The organism is Pseudomonas phoenicis, from assembly GCF_047302395.1.
Classification (GTDB): domain Bacteria; phylum Pseudomonadota; class Gammaproteobacteria; order Pseudomonadales; family Pseudomonadaceae; genus Aquipseudomonas.
Genome location: NZ_CP154852.1, coordinates 2,289,934 through 2,308,764, shown reverse-complemented (window position 1 = coordinate 2,308,764; position 18,831 = coordinate 2,289,934). Strand labels below are relative to the sequence as shown.

The window sequence follows — 18,831 nt, the reverse complement described above, 5'->3', positions numbered from 1 at the left end:
GGAAGTGGTGCGCAGTATAAAGAGATCTGAGGAGGCGTCAAGCGCTTATTTCGAAATAGTTCAAAAAGAACAAAGGAGGCCTAAATATGGCCTCCCCTTCTATATCACAGGCTTGGGAACGCGAACTGCGATGCTTCATGGCTTTTGCGCTGTGGCCAGCGCTGGGTGATGGCCTTGCGACGGGTATAGAAGCGCACACCGTCCGGACCGTAGGCATGCAGGTCGCCGAACAACGAGCGCTTCCAACCGCCGAAGCTGTGGTAAGCCACCGGTACCGGCAAGGGCACGTTGACCCCCACCATGCCCACTTCGATCTCGTCGCAGAACAACCGCGCCGCCTCGCCATCACGGGTGAAGATGCAAGTGCCATTGCCGTATTCGTGTTCGTTGATCAGCCGCATGGCCTGCTCCAGGCTCTGCACACGCACCACGCACAGCACCGGCCCGAAGATCTCTTCCTTGTAGATGCGCATGTCTGCGGTCACTTTGTCGAACAACGTGCCGCCCAGGAAGTAGCCATCCTCGTGGCCTGCAACGCGCAGGCCACGGCCATCGACCACCAACTGAGCGCCGGCGCTCACGCCCTCTTCTATATAGCCGACGACCTTGTCGCGTGCGGCGGCGGTCACCAGCGGCCCCATATCCAGACCACAGGAAGTGCCGGCACCGATTTTCAACGCTTTGATCTGCGGCTCCAATTTGCCGATCAAGGCGTCCGCCACCTGATCTCCCACACAGACGGCTACCGAGATTGCCATGCAGCGCTCGCCGCACGAACCATAAGCCGCGCCCATCAAGGCACTGACCGCATTGTCGAGGTCGGCGTCGGGCATCAGCACCGCGTGGTTCTTCGCCCCGCCCAGGGCTTGCACGCGCTTGCCGCGCTTGGTGCCTTCGGCATAGATGTATTCGGCGATCGGTGTGGAACCGACGAAGCTCAGCGCCTTGACCTGCGGCGCCTCTATCAGCGCGTCGACCGCTTCCTTATCGCCATGCACGACATTGAGAATGCCCTTGGGCAAGCCAGCCTCTAGCAGCAACTGGGCAATATACAGCGTCGAGCTCGGATCGCGCTCGGACGGCTTGAGGATGAATGCATTGCCACAGACGATGGCCAGCGGGTACATCCACAGCGGCACCATGGCCGGGAAGTTGAAGGGTGTAATGCCAGCGACTACGCCCAGCGGTTGGAAGTCGGACCAGGCATCGATGTTCGGCCCTACGTTGCGGCTGTACTCACCCTTGAGGATTTCCGGTGCGGCGCAGGCGAATTCGACGTTCTCGATGCCACGTTTAAGCTCACCGGCAGCGTCTTCGAGGGTCTTGCCGTGCTCCTGGCTGATCAACTGGGCGATGTGCGCCTCGTGCTGCTCAAGCAACTGCTTGAAACGGAACATGACCTGCGCGCGCTTTGCTGGGGGCGTGTTGCGCCAGGCGGGATAAGCGGCAGCGGCCGAGTCGATGGCCTGTTGCACAGTGGCCTGGCTGGCCAGTTCGACCTTGCCGGTGGCCTGGCCGGTGGCTGGGTTGAAGACGTCGGCGGTACGTCCGCCATTGGACACCAACTGGCCGTCGATCAGATGCTGAACGATGCTCATGCAAAACTCCGTAAACAATTAGGAAGGGACCAGCGCGGCATGCCGCGCCCGTCGTCCAAGCGAAAGCGGTCAATCGATGCGGTTCAGGTGCTCGCCCACCGCATCGAACAAGCGATCCAGTTCGTGGGGCTGGGTGTTGAAGGTCGGGCCGAATTGCAGGGTGTCGCCGCCAAAGCGCACATAGAAGCCGGCCTGCCACAGTTTCATGGCCACTTCGTAGGGCCGCACGATGGCATCGCCGTCGCGCGCGGCGAGCTGGATGGCACCGGCCAGACCGTAGTTGCGAATGTCGACCACGTTCTTGGCGCCCTTCAAGCCATGCAGCAACGTCTCGAAATGCGGCGCCAGTTCGGCGGAGGCCTGTACCAGATTCTCCTTCTGCAACAGATCCAGCGCCGCGATACCTGCCGCACAGGCGACCGGATGCGCCGAATAGGTATAGCCGTGGGGGAATTCCACCGCGTATTCGGGCGTAGGCTGGTTCATGAAGGTCTGGTAGATCTCGCTGCTGGCCACTACCGCGCCCATGGGGATGGCGCCGTTGGTGACCTGCTTGGCGATGCACATCAGATCCGGAGTGACGCCAAACGCTTCGGCGCCGGTCATGGCACCCATGCGTCCGAAGCCGGTGATCACTTCGTCGAAGATCAGCAGGATGTTGTGCTGGGTGCAGATCTCACGCAGGCGTTTGAGGTAGCCCACCGGCGGCGGCAGCACACCCGCCGAGCCGGCCAGCGGCTCGACGATCACGGCGGCGATGTTGGAAGCGTCGTGCAACTCGATCAGCTTGAGCATTTCCTCGGCCAGGGCAACACCGCCTTGCTGCGGCAGGCCCTTGCTGAACACGTTGCCCGGCAGCACGGTGTGCGGCAGGTGATCGACGTCGAGCAATTGCCCGAACATCTTGCGGTTGCCGTTGACACCGCCCAGGCTGGTGCCGGCGATGTTGACCCCGTGATAGCCACGCGCACGGCCGATGATCTTGGTCTTGCTGGCCTGCCCTTTCAGGCGCCAGTAAGCGCGGACCATCTTCAGCGCAGTGTCGGCGCACTCGGAGCCGGAGTTTGTGAAGAACACATGATTGAGGTCGCCCGGGGTGAGCTGGGTGATCTTCTCCGCCAACTGGAACGCCAGCGGATGACCGAACTGGAAGGCCGGTGCGTAATCGAGCGTCGCCAGCTGTCGGCTGACTGCGTCGGCGATTTCCTTGCGGGTGTGGCCGGCGCCGCAGGTCCAAAGCCCGGACAGAGCGTCGAACACTCTTCGGCCTTTGTCGTCCACCAGATGATTGCCGTCGGCCGCCACGATCAACCGCGGGTCGCGATGGAAATTGCGGTTGGCCGTGTAGGGCATCCAGTGAGCATCCAGCTTGAGCTGGCTGGCGATACCCACGGGCGCGTTCTCAGGCATGTTCATCGGCGGTTCCTCGAAAGACGATCAGACAACGATGGTTGCGTTTGCCGATAAACTGGCACGGCGATAAAGTCTGGAAAACTCAACATTTCTAATCTTCAGTCAGTGGCGCACTAAACTAATGAGCCGACGTCCCGAGGCACTCGCCCAGGTCAGTGATTTCGATATTCGCCTGTTGAAGATTTTCCGCAGCGTGGTGGAGTGCGGAGGTTTCTCGGCCGCAGAAACCATTCTGGGGATCGGCCGTTCGGCCATCAGCCAGCAGATGAAGGACCTGGAGCAACGGCTGGGCCTGCGCCTGTGCCAACGCGGCCGTGCAGGGTTCTCGCTGACCGAGGAAGGGCGCGAGGTTTACCAGTCGGCCTTGCAGTTGCTCGGCGCCCTCGAGTCGTTCCGCACCGAGGTCAACGGCCTGCACCAGCACCTGCGCGGCGAGTTGAACATCGGCCTGACCGACAACCTGGTGACCCTGCCGCACATGCGCATCACCCATGCCCTGGCCGAGCTGAAGGATCGGGGGCCGGAGGTACGCATCCAGATCCGCATGATCGCTCCGAGTCAGGTCGAGCAAGGCGTGCTGGACGGCAGCCTGCATGTGGGCGTCGTGCCGCAGACCAGCCCGCTGTCGGGACTCGAGTACCAGCCGTTGTACAGCGAACGCTCACTGCTCTATTGCGCGGTAGGCCACCCGCTGTTCTTCGCCGACGATGCGCACATCGACGATGGGCGCCTCAACAGCCAGGACGCCATCGCCCCCACCTTCCGGCTGCCGGCCCAGGCGCAAGCCTGTTACCAGGCGCTGCACTGCACGGCCAGTGCGTCGGACCGCGAAGGCATGGCGTTCCTGATCCTGACCGGGCGCTACATCGGTTACCTGCCCGACCACTACGCCAGTTTCTGGGTCCAGCAGGGTCGCCTGCGCGCGCTCAAACCGACGCAGCGCTTCCATGACCTGAGCCTGAGCTGGGTGACACGCAAGGACCGGCGTCCGAATCTGGTGCTGCAGCGCTTTTTGGATAGCCTGGCGGCGACACGCTAGGGTTTGTCTGATGTGCACAGGCAGGTAATCTGTCTGACAATCCGTACCATCCAGAACTGACGGAATCGTCCATGACCCTTGAAGTCCCCGCGCACAGCAACTCCACCTCGAGCAAGCCCGCCGGCCGCATTCGCCAGAAAAACGAGCGCGCCATCATTCAGGCCGCCGAGGACGAGTTCGCCCGCCACGGGTTCAAGGGCACCAGCATGAACACCATCGCCTTGAAGGCCGACCTGCCCAAGGCCAATCTGCACTACTACTTCACCAACAAACTGGGCCTGTACATCGCGGTGTTGAGCAACATCATCGAGCTGTGGGACAGCACCTTCAACGCCCTGAGCGTGGAAGACGATCCGGGCGAAGCGCTGAGCCGCTACATCCGCACCAAGATGGAGTTCTCCCGGCGCAATCCGCAAGCCTCGCGCATCTTCGCCATGGAAGTGATTAGCGGCGGCCAATGCCTGAACGAATATTTCTCGGCCGACTACCGCGTGTGGTTCCGTGGCCGCGCGGCCGTGTTCGAAGCCTGGATCGCCGCGGGCAAGATGGACCCGGTCGATCCGGTGCACCTGATCTTCCTGCTGTGGAGCAGCACCCAGCACTATGCCGACTTCGCCACGCAGATTTGCCAGGTGACCGGCCGTAGCCGATTGACCAAGCAGGACATCGAAGAGGCCAGCAACAACCTCATTCACATCATTCTCAAAGGCTGCGGCGTAAAATCGCCCGTTTGATCCGGACCTATGCCCTCTACCCTGCTCGAGCCCTGCGAGTTTCGTGAAGAAATTCGCAAGAGCCGCTTCATCACCCTGGCCGCGCCCATCGCCACACCCGGCGAGGCCGCGCAGTTCATTACCCAGCACAGCGACCTGGCCGCGACGCACAATTGCTGGGCCTGGAAGATCGGTGGTCAATACCGCAGCAACGACGACGGCGAACCGGGCGGCACGGCGGGCCGGCCGATCCTGGCGGCCATCGAGGCGCAGGATTGCGATCAGGTCGTGGTGCTGGTGATCCGCTGGTATGGCGGCATTCAGCTGGGTACTGGTGGGCTGGCCCGGGCCTACGGAGGCGGCGCGAACAAATGCCTGCAACAGGCTGCCAAGCGTTTGCTGGTACAGCGCAGCCACTTCACCTGCAGTTGCGCTTTCAGCGAGCTGGCGCTGGTGAAACTGCGTTTGGCCGAGATCGATGGGTTGATGATGGATGAGCGGTTCACCGCCGAAGGCGTCGATCTGGAGTTGGCGTTCGCCGAGACCCACCTGGACATGTTGCAAACGCAACTGGCCGACTTGAGCCGCGGGCGAATCCGCTTGCAACGACGGTGATGGAGTTGCACACAACTACTGTGTGCCTGCCTGTGAATAACCTTGGGGCATAGCGCCGCACGCCAGCCGTATCAAGGGCTGCAGGCTATTGATCAATAATCGATCAATGGCCACATACACGCAGTCGATACACCGTTTGCGCACAAGTTACACACAAGCTGTGCACTTGGGGAAAACTGATCCTGCAACGACCGACGCTCTTGCATGCTTGCACACAGTTGCAGTGGAGGAGCTTGTGGATAACCCGTGCGCGATCGCCGCTAAGCCGCGCGAGGCTTGGCTTGCAAGGCATTGATCAATATTTGAACAGCACCTTGTGGACCAAGTCGACGTCCGAGCGCCAAGGGTTGCGGTATGCTCCGGCATTCTTCAACTTTTCGAGGAACGCCGCATGTCCACTACACCTACCGCTCTGATCATCGGTGCCTCCCGTGGCCTGGGGCTCGGCTTGACCGAGCGTCTGCGTGAAGCGGGTTGGAATGTCATGGCCACCGTGCGCGACCCGAGCAAAGCTCAAGCCTTGCAGGCAGTGCCTGGCGTGCAGGTCGAAACGCTGGAGATGAACGACGATGCCCAGCTCGATGCCCTGGTGCAGCGCCTGCAAGGCCAGGTCTTCGACCTGGTGTTCGTCAATGCCGGCGTCATGGGCCCGCAGCCGCAATCGCCGCAAAGCGTGACCCTGGACGATGTCGGCCAACTGTTCATGACCAATGCCGTCGCCCCGATCCGGGTGGCCAGCCGTTTGGTCGGTCAGATCGATCGGGATCGCGGCGTACTGGCCTTCATGAGTTCGGGTCTGGGCAGCGTGACCAGCCCGAACGGCGGCGAAATCTGCTTGTACAAGGCCAGCAAGGCTGCCCTCAATTCGATGATCAACAGCTTCGTGGTGCAGTTGCAGCGCCCCGACCTGACCGTACTGGCCATGCACCCGGGCGTGGTAAGAACCGACATGGGCGGCGACAACGCGCCGCTCGACGTGCAGACCAGCACCCGTGGTCTGGTCGAGCAGATCACTGCCCAGCGCGGACGACCGGGCCTGCGCTTCATCGACTTCCAGGGCGAAACCCTCACCTGGTGAATTGAACGCCGCAGCGCGAGGCCCTATAGTCGGTGCCTCGCCCACGGCGGACCTGGATCAGCAGACAGGGCAACACTGAGCTGGCTTACCTGAACCCACTTTCAGAGGAGCCGGCGCCATGCCTGCGACCCGTATCTGGTTGAAAACCCCGCTTGCCATCTTCACCGCCAACGTCCAAGACGCCCGTGGCGGCCTGGTGATAGAAGACGGCCGGATCAGCGAACTCGTCCCCTTGGGCCAACGGCCCACGCAACCTTGCGAGCAGGTCTTCGATGCCCGCGAGCATGTGGTCCTGCCCGGCCTGATCAATACCCATCACCACTTCTACCAGACCCTTACCCGCGCCTGGGCGCCGGTAGTCAACCAGCCACTGTTTCCCTGGCTCAAGACCCTGTACCCGGTCTGGGCACGCCTGACCCCAAAATCCCTGGCCCTGGCCAGTGAAGTGGCCTTGGCCGAACTGCTGCTGTCGGGCTGCACCACGGCGGCCGACCATCACTACCTGTTCCCGCAAGGTTTGGAAGAAGCCATCGATGTGCAGATCGAAGCCGTACACAAGCTGGGCATGCGCGCCATGCTCACTCGCGGCTCGATGAGCCTGGGTGAAGCCGAAGGCGGTCTGCCGCCCCAGCAGACCGTGCAGCAGGGCGAGGTGATCCTGGAAGACAGCCGGCGCCTGATCCGTAATTACCACCAGCGAGGCGCTGGCGCGACCATTCAGATCGCCCTGGCACCGTGCTCGCCGTTTTCGGTGACGCCCCAGATCATGCGCGCCAGTGCCGAGATGGCCGACGAGCTGGACGTGCGCCTGCATACCCACCTGGCCGAAACCCTCGACGAAGAAGCTTTCTGCCAGCAACGCTTCGGTCTGCGCACCGTCGACTACCTCGACAGCGTCGGCTGGCTCGGGCCGCGTACCTGGCTTGCCCACGGTATTCATTTCGATGCCGACGAGATTGCCCGGCTGGGCGCGGCCGGCACCGGGATATGCCACTGCCCAAGCTCGAACATGCGCTTGGCCTCGGGCATCTGCCCAACACTGGCGCTGGAAGAGGCCGGCGCCTGCATCGGCCTGGGCGTGGACGGCTCGGCCTCCAACGACGCCTCCAACCTGATCTTGGAAACGCGCCAGGCCTTGTACCTGCAACGCTTGCGCTACGGCGCCGAAGCGATCACCCCACAGCGGGTACTGGGCTGGGCTACCCTGGGCTCGGCGCGTCTGCTCGGACGCGAAGACATTGGCAGTCTGGCGGTGGGCAAGCAGGCCGACCTGGCCCTGTTCCGTCTCGACGAACTGCGTTTCTCAGGCAGCCACGATCCGCTGTCGGCCCTCCTGCTGTGCGGCGCCGACCGCGCCGACCGGGTCATGATCGGCGGCCACTGGCGGGTGGTGGATGGCCAGGTGCAGGGGCTGGACCTGCAAGGTCTGATCGCCGATCACCGACAGGCCGCGCAGCGTCTGATCGGTTGACCGGCCCGCCCGGCTCGCGCTGGGTCGCCACCCTGCGCCGAAAGGACGCGGGTCGGGCTCCGAGAAAAAATTCCAGTAGAATGACCACAACCGTTCCTGATCGAGACCCAACTCCATGTATGACTGGCTCAATGCCTTGCCCAAGGCCGAATTGCACATGCACCTCGAAGGCTCCCTGGAGCCCGAGTTGCTATTCGCCCTGGCAGAACGCAACAAGATCGCCCTGCCCTGGAACGATGTCGAAGCGCTGCGCAGCGCTTACGCCTTCAACAACCTGCAGGAATTTCTCGACCTCTATTACCAAGGCGCCGGGGTCTTGCAGACCGAGCAGGACTTCTACGACCTGACCTGGGCCTATCTGCTGCGCTGCAAGGCGCAAAACGTGATCCACACCGAACCGTTCTTCGACCCGCAAACCCATACCGACCGTGGCATTCCTTTCGAAGTGGTGCTCAACGGCATTCGCCAGGCCCTGCGTGACGGCCAGCAGCAACTGGGTGTGAGCAGCGGGCTGATCCTGAGCTTCCTGCGCCACCTGAGCGAAGATGAAGCGCAGAAGACCCTCGACCAGGCCCTGCCTTTCCGTGACGCGTTCGTCGCCGTCGGTCTGGACAGCTCCGAGCAAGGCCACCCGCCGAGCAAGTTCCAACGCGTGTTCGAGCGCGCTCGTGGCGAAGGCCTGGTAGCGGTGGCGCACGCGGGTGAAGAAGGCCCGCCCGAGTACATCTGGGAAGCCCTCGACCTGTTGCAGATCAAGCGCATCGACCATGGCGTGCGCGCCATCGAGGACGAACGCCTGATGCAACGCATCATCGACGAGCAGATCCCGCTGACCGTCTGCCCACTGTCCAACACCAAGCTGTGCGTGTTCGACCACATGAGCCAGCACAACATCCTCGACATGCTCGAGCGCGGCGTGAAGGTGACGGTCAATTCCGACGACCCGGCCTACTTCGGTGGCTACGTGACGGAAAACTTCCATGCCTTGCACCAACACCTCGGCATGACCGAGGACCAGGCCAAGCGCTTGGCGCAGAACAGCCTCGACGCGCGTCTGGCCTGAGTCCAGGATCAGCCCACTTGCAGATTGTCGACCCGGGCGATGCGGCTGATCTGCTGAATGCCCAGGGGCGTGGTCTGCAACGCCCGTCCGCCCTCCTGTTCGCGCACCCAGCCCGATTGCACGAACAACTTGAACAAGGCCCGCCCCAGCACACCGCCCAGGTGCGGGCCCTGATCGCTCCATTCGCTGCAATGGCAAACCACACCACCCCGGCTGTGCTGAGGCGCCAGGGCATCGATGAAGACGCCAATGCTTTCCAACTCGACCCTGCCCAAGGGTGTCACCAGCAACTGTTCGCCATGGCGCTCCAGCCAGCCCGCGTCCGTCAGGCGCTGATACAGTTCGGCCGCTATTTCGCCGCCCAAGTGATCGGTGCACAGCCGCGCCCGACGCATGGCCAGCGGAATCTGCAAGGGAAAGGTGCCGCGGCGGGACTGCTCGGGGTCGACCACCAGGTTGGCCAATGCCTCGACCGCAGCACCGACCTCTGGCGTGGCCAGGCGGAAGTAGCGCTTGCGCCCGCGCGACTCCGGTCGCAGCAGGCCGGCCGTGGACAACAGTGAAAGGTGCGCGCAGGCCGACGAGCAGGTCAGCCCGGTCATCATCGCCAGCTCGGCGGTGGGCCGCGGTGTGCCGTCGATCAAGGCCCAGAGCATGGCACTGCGCTTGGGATCGGCCATCAAGCTGGCAATACGGCTGATGCTGCTCACTGCTTTCATATCTGCGCTGCTCCCTTACGAGATAGTGATTCGTCGATCAGGGCCTGCACGACGCCTGATACACGCTGGCTGGGGGTAATGGAATGGCCGCCGAACCTCCCTGGCCATCTGCCGCACCCCGGCACTGCGGAAGGCCAGGGCGACTGCCTGGCCGGCCTGTCAGGGGCGAGTATAAGCCGGCAGCCGGCGGCGTCTGTGGCCGGCTAGGCACGGCTTAGTGGCCGAGATGCAGAGGGTGATGTCACCCATTGAGGAAACGTCTCCATTGTCAGCATCTCGCTGGTAGGCGGCGATGAGCCAAAAGCTCAAGTGTCAGACGGTATTTCGCGAGCAGGCCATCCGGCCGAGCAGAGGATATTGCCGACGACTTGCTTCCACAGGTATTGCAGCAAAAACAGACACATCTACAGCTGACAGCGCAGCTACACCGATAGCCCTGCGTACGTCCGAGACCGACGCACGTGGGCCACTCGATCCTCAAGCCTTGGCTTGCCAGCGCCGGGTCAGGTACGCCGCGGTCACCACCAGGGCACCGCACAGGCTGATCACCAGCGTCATGGGCACCGCACTGCCGTCGGCCAGCACGCCGACCAACGCTGCGGCGGCCGAGGCCACGCTGAATTGCAGGCAGCCCATCAGGGCCGAAGCGCTGCCGGCGCGGGCGCCCTTACCCGCCATGGCGCAAGCCGAAGCGTTGGGTACGATGCAGCCCAGGCTGGCGATACAGACGAACAGTGGCACCAGCAGTGGCCATAACTGCACCGGGTGCAGAACGGCCATCGCCATCAGCACCAAGCCGCCACCCAGATAGACCCACACCGCACGCGCCAGCAGCGTCGCCGGCCCCACTCGCGAAAGCAGACGCGCGTTGACCTGCGCGGTGAGGATGAAACCTGCCGCGTTGATGCCGAACAACCAGCCGTAATGCTCGGCCGGCACGCCGTACAAGGTGATGAAGACGAAGGGTGAGCCGGCGATGTAGGCGAACATGCCGGCGATGGCGATGCCGCCGGTCAGGGCATGGCCGACGAAGACGCGCTCGCGCAGCAGTTGCAGGTAGGCCCTGCCTGCGCCGGACAGCGGTGCGCGCTTGATGTGCGCCGGCATGCTTTCCGGCAGGCCAAGGGCCACTGCCGCGAGGCAGGCGCCGCTGAACAACGCCAGGATCAGGAAGATCGCCTGCCAGCCCGCGCCGTTGACCAGCACGCCACCGAGCATCGGCGCGAGAATCGGCGCCAAGCCCATGACCAGCATCAATTGCGAGAAGACCTTGGCCGATTGCACGGCATCGCACGTGTCGCTGACGATGGCTCGCGACAGCACCATGCCGGCGCAACCGCCCAAAGCCTGGACGAAACGTGCGGCGATCAGCGTCTCCAGATTGGGGGCGAAGGCGCACGCCAGCGAGGCCACCACGAACAGGCCGACGCCGAACAACAGCGGCCCACGCCGGCCATAGCGGTCGGCCACCGGGCCGTAGGCCAACTGGCCCAGGGACAGGCCCAGGAAGTACACGGCCAAGGTGGTCTGGATGTGTTCGGCATCCGTGGCGAAGGCCAGGGCCATGGCCGGAAAGGCCGGCAGGTAGAAGTCGATCGCCAAGGGCCCGAAAGCACTGAGTGCGCCCAGGATGAGTACTGTTCGAAGGTTCATCGGTAATCCGTAGCAGGCTAAGCAAACGGCTCAGTCTACTCCTCCTGGCGGGGCCTAGGGGGGAAACCTGTCTCTGGGTGGGGTGGGTGGAACAGGGATTGGGGGTTGTGGCTGTTGGGCCGGCGACACCTCCCGGCAGCAGTACGCACTCCCCCAAAGCCCTCAACAAGGACTTGACTGCCAACAGACCACCTGTAGGAGCGGCTTTAGCCGCGATGGCCGGCATCGCCGGCCTCATGCCAGCGACACTTTCCGGCAGCAGTACGCACTCACCGAAAAGCCCTCGGTGAAGGATTGACTGCCAACAGAGTATCTACACGGCACGCTTGGAGCGGCAGGCGCGCTGGTCTGCCTGCCATGGACAGATCCGTTGAGCGGTCCTGGAGGACCACCGGCCCATCTTCCAGGCCGTGCGCAAAACGCAGCCTCAAGCGAGCTCCGCTTGATACCCCTCTTCCCGAATCAGCCCCAGAATCTGCTCACCCGGCAGTTGGCTGTCCACACGCACCTGCTTGCCGGCCAGGTCCACATCGACCTTGGCCGCTGCATCCTGAGCCTGAACGGCCTGGGTCACGGCCTTCACGCAGTGGCCGCAGGTCATGCCTTGCACGTTGAATAATTGCATCGCTCTTCACCTCGTTTGCAGTGGGTTGTCCAGCAGTCTCAACCTTGCCACGGCGGCAAGGTCAAGGGGCAATGTTTCACCGGGCTGGCAATCTGCGCGCGGCTCGGCCAAGCTGGTCGCTCGACGAGCGCATGGGCAGGAGACCTTTCATGATCAGGGCAGCATTGGGTGTTTTCGGACTGCTGGGCCTACTGGCCAGCGCGCCCCCCGCCATCGCCGAAGACAACGCACAGTACAGCGTGCTGATCATTTCCCGCGAGCGCCTGGAAGTGGCGACCAACTGCGAGATCGGCATCTACCTGAACGACCAACTGTCCGGGCGCCTGTTCCAGGAACAGTCGACCGCCTTCAACCTGCCGCCAGGGCCGGTGGATGTGCGTTTGCGGCTGCTGCCGGGACAGGTTTCCGGGTGCAGCGCGGGGTTGGAAAACCAGCGCAATCAGCGCTTGAACCTCAAGGCCGGACAGATCGACAAATACCGTATCGCCATCAGCCAGGGCGGCCTGCACCTGACCCGCGCCGGCCTGGGCTATTGACCTTACCCGCATGGCAAGGTTGAAGCTGACGGCCTGATACCGGGAGTGAGCGCCATGTCTGCATCCACCACCTTTCAACTGCCCATCGCCGGCATGACCTGCGCCAGTTGCGCCGGCCGCGTCGAACGCGCCCTGGCCAAGGTCAGCGGCGCCAAAGGCGTAAGCGTCAACCTCGCCACCGAACAGGCCCGCGTGCAAGCACCCGCCGGCAGCCTGCCGGCCTTGCTCGATGCCGTACACACGGCCGGCTACCAGGTGCCGGTCCGTACCCTGGAGTTGCAGGTCGACGGCATGACGTGCGCTTCGTGCGCCGGCCGCGTGGAGCGTGCGCTGAACAAGGTCCAGGGCGTGCGCCAAGCGAACGTCAACCTGGCCAACGAGCGTGCGCACATCGAGCTGATCACCAGCCTGGACGACGCAGTGCTGATCGATGCGGTGAGCAAGGCCGGCTACAGCGCCAGCTTGCCGCATACCGCCCACGATGACGCCGCGCACGCTCAGCGCCGCTTGCACAACGAGCGCTTCGCAGTGTTGGCCGCCGTGCTGCTCGCCTTGCCCTTGGTGCTGCCGATGCTGCTGCAGCCGTTCGGCGTGCACTGGATGCTACCGGCCTGGGCGCAGTTCGCGCTGGCCACTCCCGTGCAGTTCGTGCTCGGCGCACGCTTCTATGTGGCGGCCTGGAAGGCCGTGCGTGCCGGGGCCGGCAACATGGACCTGCTGGTCGCCTTGGGTACCAGCGCCGGCTATGGCCTGAGCCTGTATCAATGGGCCAACGCCCCTGCCGGTATGGAGCCGCACCTGTACTTCGAAGCCAGCGCCGTGGTGATCGCCCTGGTGCTGCTCGGCAAGTACCTGGAAAGCCGCGCCAAACGCCAGACCGCCAGCGCCATCCGCGCCTTGGAAGCGCTGCGCCCGGAACGCGCGGTACGCCTGGTCGAGGGCCGCGAGGAAGCGGTCGCCATCGGCCAGCTGAGGCTGGACGACCAGGTACTGGTCAAGCCGGGCGAACGCTTCCCGGTCGACGGTGAAGTGCTCGAAGGCCACAGCCACGCCGACGAAGCCCTGATCAGCGGCGAAAGCCTGCCGGTGCCCAAGCAGCCCGGCGACCGTGTGACGGGCGGCGCCATCAACGGCGAAGGACAGCTGATCGTGCGTACCCAGGCGCTCGGCGCCGAATCCGTGCTGGCGCGGATCATCCGTCTGGTCGAAGACGCCCAGGCCGCCAAGGCGCCGATCCAGAAACTGGTCGACCGGGTCAGTCAGGTGTTCGTCCCGGCCGTGCTGGTCTTGGCGCTGCTGACCCTGTTCGGCTGGTGGCTGAGCGGTGCGGCACTGGAAGTGGCGCTGATCAACGCCGTGGCCGTGCTGGTGATCGCCTGCCCCTGCGCCTTGGGTTTGGCGACCCCGGCGGCGATCATGGCCGGCACCGGCGTGGCCGCCCGGCATGGCATTCTGATCAAGGATGCCGAAGCCCTGGAGCGCGCCCATGCGGTCGACCGGGTGGTGTTCGACAAGACCGGCACCCTCACCTCCGGCGCCCCGCGCATCGTCCACAGCCGGGCCGTCCATGGCGACCTCGACGATGCGCTGCGCCTGGCCGGCGCCCTGCAACGCGGCAGCGAGCACCCGTTGGCCAAGGCCGTGCTGGAGCAATGCCGTGAGCGAGGGCTGGACGTGCCGCCCGTGGCGGACAGCCAGTCGTTGACCGGACGCGGCATCGCCGGGCGCGTCGAGGGCCGCGAACTGGCCTTGGGCAACCGCCGCCTGCTCGACGAAGCCGGCCTGACCGCCGACCACCTGGCCGGCGACGCGCATACCTGGGAGACCGAAGGCCGCACCTTGTCCTGGCTGATCGAACGCGGCTCCACGCCGCGCCTGCTGGCGCTGTTCGCCTTCGGCGACAGCCTCAAGCCCGGTGCACGCCCGGCCATCCAGGCGCTGCACGCACAGCGCATCAGCAGCCACCTGCTGACCGGCGACAACCGCGGCAGCGCCCAGGCGGTAGCCCAAGCCTTGGGCATCGACGACGTGCAGGCCGAGGTGCTGCCAGCCGACAAAGCTGCCCATGTGACCCGGCTCAAGGCCGATGGTGTGGTGGCGATGGTTGGCGACGGCATCAACGATGCCCCGGCCCTGGCCGCAGCCGACATCGGCATCGCCATGGGCGGCGGCACCGACGTGGCCATGCAGGCCGCCGGCGTCACCCTGATGCGCGGCGATCCGCGCCTGGTGCCGGCAGCCTTGGAGATCAGCCGCAAGACCTACGCCAAGATCCGCCAGAACCTGTTCTGGGCGTTCATCTACAACCTGGTGGGCATTCCTCTGGCGGCCCTGGGCTACCTCAATCCGGTGCTGGCCGGTGCGGCGATGGCGCTGTCGAGCGTCAGCGTGGTGGGCAATGCCCTGTGGCTGAACACCTGGCGCCCTGCCGAACTTCCCTCGGAGCACCTATGAACATCGGTCAAGCCGCCCGCCGCAGCGGGCTCAGTGCCAAGATGATCCGCCATTACGAAACCATCGGCCTGCTCGCCCCGGCCGTACGCAGCGACAGCGGTTACCGTCTGTACCAGGCCGAAGACCTGCACCGCCTGGTTTTCATCAAGCGCTCCCGCGATCTGGGCTTTTCCCTCGACGAAGTGGCACGCCTGCTGTCGCTCTGGCAGGACGGCCAACGCGCCAGCGCCGACGTCAAGGCCCTGGCCCAGCGCCACATCGAAACCTTGGACCGACGCATCGCCGAACTGCACAGCCTGCGTGACACCCTGGGCGAGCTGGTCGCCGGCTGCCAGGGCGACGACCGACCCGATTGCCCGATCCTCAAGGACTTGGCCCAGGGTCACTGCCACTGAACGGACGCTCGAAACGGCGGGCCTACACCGCGCCTGCCGACCACCGTCTGGTCCGGCCTGGATTGCCCCGGCCTGGATTGCCCCGGCCTGGCCTGACCCGGCCTGGCTGACCCGGCCTGGCTGGCCTGGATACGACAAAACCGTTCCAGACGCGACCAAAGTCAATGAAAGTGCGAATTCGCCTTTACAAAAACGGTCGTCCGCCGATGCACTGACACGGGCGACGTTCGCTCCGTAGTCGATGTCTGGAGCGTGAATGAATATCAAACAAAAACTCACCTTGGCCTTCGCTGTCATCGCAGGCCTGCCCATCGTTCTGGTTGCCGTTTTGGTGATCGTCAATCTGCGCAACGACGCGCGCGACAATTTCGTCGACAGCAGCACCCGGGAAATCCGTCAGGTCGGCAACGCCATGCAGTTGTTCTTCAAGGGCATCGACCAGAACGTCGAGTTCCTGGCCCAGCAACCGGTGCTGGCGGCCTCGGGCAGCAACCTCAACAAGTACCTGACCGCCGACGCCTCCAACGTGCTGGGCGAACAGGACCAGCAAGTGCTGGCCATACTTCAGCAACTGGGCGCCAGCCATCCGCAGTACGCCTACATGGCCTATGCCGTGTCCGACGGCGGCTACGTCGGCTACCCGGCCGGGCAGAAGCTGGCGAGCTACGACCCGCGTCCCAGGCCCTGGTATCAGCTGGCCATGGCCAACCCCGGCAAGACCTTGCGTACCGACGCCTATTACTGGGCCGCCGACGACGCCGTGCTGATCAGCACCGTGCGCACGGTGGCCAATCCGCTGGGCAGCAGTGGCGGCGTGGTCAACATCGACGTTTCGCTCAACGGCCTGACGGACCTGGTGAAGAACATCAAGATCGGCGAGAGCGGCTACCTGATGCTGGTCGAGCGCAACGGCAACGTGCTGGTCGATCCGCACGACGCCGGCCACAACTTCAAGCAGCTCGACAGCCTGGGCGGTGACTACGCGATCCTGGCCAAGGCCGGCAAGGGCCGCCACGAAGTCGAACTCAACGGCGTGCGCTACATGGCCAACGTCTATACCGACGACACCCTGGGTTGGACCTTCATCGGCCTGATCGAGGAAAGCGAAGTGATGCAAGGCAGCACCCGCTTGAGCTGGCTGATCGGCATCATCACCCTGGTGCTGGCTGGCCTCTTCGCCCTGGCGGGCACCGCCTTCGCCACCGTCATCGTGCGCCCGATCAACGGCGTCAGCCGCGGTCTTGAAGACATCGCCCAGGGCGAAGGCGACCTGACCCGCAGCCTGGCCGTGCAAGGCCGCGACGAAACCGCGCGGCTGGCCAGTTGGTTCAACCAGTTCCTCGGTGTGATCCGCAGCCTGATCCAGCACATCGGCGGCTCGGCGAACAAGATCCTCGAAGCCTCCGCCACCGCCACCCGGGTGTCCAACGACATGGCCGACGCCGCCGGGCGCCAGCGCGAAGCGGTGGACATGGTCTCCACCGCCTTCCACGAGATGGTCGCCACCGCCAACGAAGTCGCGCGCTCGTGCAGCCAGGCCGCGCAGTCGGCCGACAGCGGCCAGCAGCAGGCCCGTGAAGGCCAGGCGCAGATCGATGCGGCGGTGTCGAGCGTCGACCGCCTGAGCCAGGAGATCGAGCAATCGGCGCAGTCGATCCAGCAACTGGAACGCGACAGCAACGCCATCCAGTCGATTCTCGGCACCATCCGCTCGATCGCCGAACAGACCAACCTGCTGGCGCTCAACGCCGCCATCGAAGCGGCGCGGGCCGGCGAGCAGGGCCGTGGCTTCGCCGTAGTGGCCGACGAAGTGCGCGCCCTGGCCAAGCGCACCGCCGACTCCACCGCCGAAATCGACGGCCTGCTGGGCAACCTGGCCAGCCGTACCGCCGAAGTGGCCGGGCAGATGCACGCCAGCCTGGAAGTGTCGGTGCAGTCGGTGACGCGCATCGGCATGGCCCGCGACAGCTTCGGCCAGATCCGCGAATCGGTGGACGTGATCCGCGACATGAACACGCAGATCGCCACCGCCGCCGAGGAGCAGCACCAGGTGGCCGAAGACATCAACCGGCACATCGCGCAGATCCACGGCGATGCGCAGCGGGTCGCGGAACTGGCCCATTCGGCGCGTGAGGACTCGGCGAACCTGGCGGGGTTCTCCAACGAACTGGATACGCTGGTCAAGCGTTTCCGCACCTGAAACCACCCTGGCGCACGCCCTGACCGGCGTGCGTCACATCCGCCGCATACGCTCTACCTGACAATCGTTGCTTCGCCCACACCACTGCCTTGCCAGACAACAACAAGCCGGAGCGTAGTAGATGAACATCAAGCACAAACTCACCTGGGCCTTCGCGGTCATCGCCGGCTTGCCGATCGCCGTGGTCGCGGCCATCGTCGTGCTCAACCTGCGCGACGAAGCACGCGACGATTTCGTGGAAAACAGCAGCCGGGAAATCCGCCAAGTCGGCAATGCCATGAGCATCTTCTTCAAAGGCATCGACGAAAACGTCCAGTACCTGGCCGCGCAACCGATGCTCGCAGCGGCAGGCGCCGACCTGAACAAGTACATGGCGGCCAAGCCGTCCTACGAGCTGACTCCACCCTCGCAGGAGATGCTGGCGGCGTTCGACCGCATGGCCAAGACCCACCCGGCCTACGCCTACGTTTCTTACGCAGTGTCGGATGGCGGTTACGTCGGCTGGCCGAAGAGCGACAAACTCGACGGCTACGACCCGCGCGTGCGCCCCTTCTACAAATCGGCGATGAGCGCGCCGGGCAAGCCGGTGCGTTCGGCCGCGTACTACTGGGCCCCCGACGACATGACGCTGATCGCCACCGGCATGACCGTGGCCAACACCTTCGGCGCCAACGGCGGTGTGGTCAACGTCGACGTCTCGCTCAACGGCCTGACCGACATGGTGAAGAAGATCAAGCTCGGTGAAAGCGGCTTCCTGATGCTGATCGAGAGCAACGGCAACGTGCTGGTCGACGCCCACGACGCCAGCCACAACTTCAAGCAGCTCGACAGCCTGGGCGGTGACTACGCGACCCTGGCCAAAGCCGGCAAGGGCATGCAGGAAGTGGAAATCGACGGCGTGCGCTACATGGCCAACGTCTACCCCGACGAGCAACTGGGCTGGACCTTCATCGGCCTGATCGAGCAAGGCGAAGTGATGCAGAGCGTCACGCGCCTGAGCTGGGTGATCGGTACCATCGCGCTGGTGCTGGCGGTGCTGTTCGCCATCGTCGGCGCGGCTTTCGCCAAGCTCATCGTACGGCCGATCAACAGCGTCAGCAGCGGCCTGGAAGACATCGCCCAGGGCGAAGGCGACCTGACCCGCAGCCTGGAAGTGCGCGGGCGCGACGAAACCGCGCAACTGGCCGGCTGGTTCAACCAGTTCCTCGGCGCCATCCGCAGCCTGATCCAGAACATCGGCGTTTCCGCGAGCAAGATTC

15 protein-coding genes and 1 pseudogene are annotated in these 18,831 nt (G+C 64.4%); 11 read left to right on the top strand and 5 right to left on the bottom strand.

Annotation, left to right across the window (positions count from 1 at the left end; genetic code table 11):
- Window positions 1-104: 104 nt before the first annotated feature.
- Both AA0Z93_RS10380 and AA0Z93_RS10375 read right to left on the bottom strand, forming a co-directional pair.
- Window positions 105-1,598 carry a CoA-acylating methylmalonate-semialdehyde dehydrogenase gene (locus tag AA0Z93_RS10380; protein WP_413045398.1) on the bottom strand — a complete coding sequence of 498 codons (1,494 nt, stop codon included), beginning with the start codon at window positions 1,596-1,598 and terminating at the stop codon, window positions 105-107.
- Between the two features lie 69 nt (window positions 1,599-1,667).
- Window positions 1,668-3,014, bottom strand: a complete 1,347-nt coding sequence (locus AA0Z93_RS10375; RefSeq protein ID WP_413045399.1) for an aspartate aminotransferase family protein — start codon at window positions 3,012-3,014, stop codon at window positions 1,668-1,670.
- A gap of 118 nt (window positions 3,015-3,132) precedes the next feature.
- Between AA0Z93_RS10375 and AA0Z93_RS10370 the strand changes: the two genes are divergently transcribed.
- The 6 genes from AA0Z93_RS10370 (at window position 3,133) to AA0Z93_RS10345 (ending at window position 8,990) form a co-directional block, all read left to right on the top strand.
- The gene (locus AA0Z93_RS10370) at window positions 3,133-4,050 is read left to right on the top strand and encodes a LysR family transcriptional regulator (protein ID WP_413045400.1); all 918 of its coding nucleotides are present in this window, start codon (window positions 3,133-3,135) and stop codon (window positions 4,048-4,050) included.
- Between the two features lie 71 nt (window positions 4,051-4,121).
- Window positions 4,122-4,784: a TetR/AcrR family transcriptional regulator gene (locus tag AA0Z93_RS10365; RefSeq protein ID WP_413045401.1), complete on the top strand. Its 663-nt coding sequence runs from the start codon at window positions 4,122-4,124 to the stop codon at window positions 4,782-4,784.
- Between the two features lie 9 nt (window positions 4,785-4,793).
- Complete coding sequence (locus AA0Z93_RS10360; RefSeq protein ID WP_413045402.1) at window positions 4,794-5,378, top strand: IMPACT family protein; 585 nt, start codon at window positions 4,794-4,796, stop codon at window positions 5,376-5,378.
- A gap of 391 nt (window positions 5,379-5,769) precedes the next feature.
- Window positions 5,770-6,456, top strand: coding sequence for an SDR family oxidoreductase (locus AA0Z93_RS10355; RefSeq protein WP_413045403.1), 687 nt, complete (start codon window positions 5,770-5,772; stop codon window positions 6,454-6,456).
- 118 nt (window positions 6,457-6,574) lie between these two features.
- Window positions 6,575-7,927 carry an 8-oxoguanine deaminase gene (locus AA0Z93_RS10350; RefSeq protein ID WP_413045404.1) on the top strand — a complete coding sequence of 451 codons (1,353 nt, stop codon included), beginning with the start codon at window positions 6,575-6,577 and terminating at the stop codon, window positions 7,925-7,927.
- A gap of 115 nt (window positions 7,928-8,042) precedes the next feature.
- A complete protein-coding gene (locus AA0Z93_RS10345) occupies window positions 8,043-8,990 on the top strand; it encodes an adenosine deaminase (RefSeq protein WP_413045405.1) in 948 nt (315 codons plus the stop codon).
- 8 nt (window positions 8,991-8,998) lie between these two features.
- Here the strand turns inward: AA0Z93_RS10345 and AA0Z93_RS10340 are convergent, their stop codons facing one another.
- From AA0Z93_RS10340 to AA0Z93_RS10330, 3 genes are all read right to left on the bottom strand, one after another.
- Window positions 8,999-9,709 (bottom strand): ArsR/SmtB family transcription factor, encoded by a 711-nt coding sequence (locus tag AA0Z93_RS10340; protein ID WP_413045406.1) that lies wholly within the window; start codon window positions 9,707-9,709, stop codon window positions 8,999-9,001.
- Between the two features lie 477 nt (window positions 9,710-10,186).
- A complete protein-coding gene (locus tag AA0Z93_RS10335; protein ID WP_413045407.1) occupies window positions 10,187-11,362 on the bottom strand; it encodes a multidrug effflux MFS transporter in 1,176 nt (391 codons plus the stop codon).
- Between the two features lie 427 nt (window positions 11,363-11,789).
- A complete protein-coding gene (locus AA0Z93_RS10330; RefSeq protein ID WP_413045408.1) occupies window positions 11,790-11,987 on the bottom strand; it encodes a heavy-metal-associated domain-containing protein in 198 nt (65 codons plus the stop codon).
- Window positions 11,988-12,136: 149 nt separating this feature from the next.
- Here AA0Z93_RS10330 and AA0Z93_RS10325 point away from each other — a divergent pair, with 149 nt between their 5' ends.
- The 5 genes and pseudogenes from AA0Z93_RS10325 to AA0Z93_RS10305 form a co-directional block, all read left to right on the top strand.
- Window positions 12,137-12,523: a hypothetical protein gene (locus AA0Z93_RS10325; RefSeq protein WP_413045409.1), complete on the top strand. Its 387-nt coding sequence runs from the start codon at window positions 12,137-12,139 to the stop codon at window positions 12,521-12,523.
- Window positions 12,524-12,577: 54 nt separating this feature from the next.
- Window positions 12,578-14,977 carry a heavy metal translocating P-type ATPase gene (locus tag AA0Z93_RS10320; RefSeq protein WP_413045410.1) on the top strand — a complete coding sequence of 800 codons (2,400 nt, stop codon included), beginning with the start codon at window positions 12,578-12,580 and terminating at the stop codon, window positions 14,975-14,977.
- A complete protein-coding gene (gene cueR, locus AA0Z93_RS10315; RefSeq protein WP_413045411.1) occupies window positions 14,974-15,372 on the top strand; it encodes a Cu(I)-responsive transcriptional regulator in 399 nt (132 codons plus the stop codon). Before AA0Z93_RS10320 ends, cueR begins: the two co-directional genes overlap by 4 nt.
- Before the next feature lie 256 nt (window positions 15,373-15,628).
- On the top strand, window positions 15,629-17,572 hold the full coding sequence (locus tag AA0Z93_RS10310; protein WP_413045412.1) for a methyl-accepting chemotaxis protein: 1,944 nt from the start codon (window positions 15,629-15,631) through the stop codon (window positions 17,570-17,572).
- A gap of 121 nt (window positions 17,573-17,693) precedes the next feature.
- Window positions 17,694-18,779 (top strand): annotated as a pseudogene (locus AA0Z93_RS10305) (cache domain-containing protein); the annotation flags it as partial.
- Window positions 18,780-18,831 lie beyond the last annotated feature (52 nt).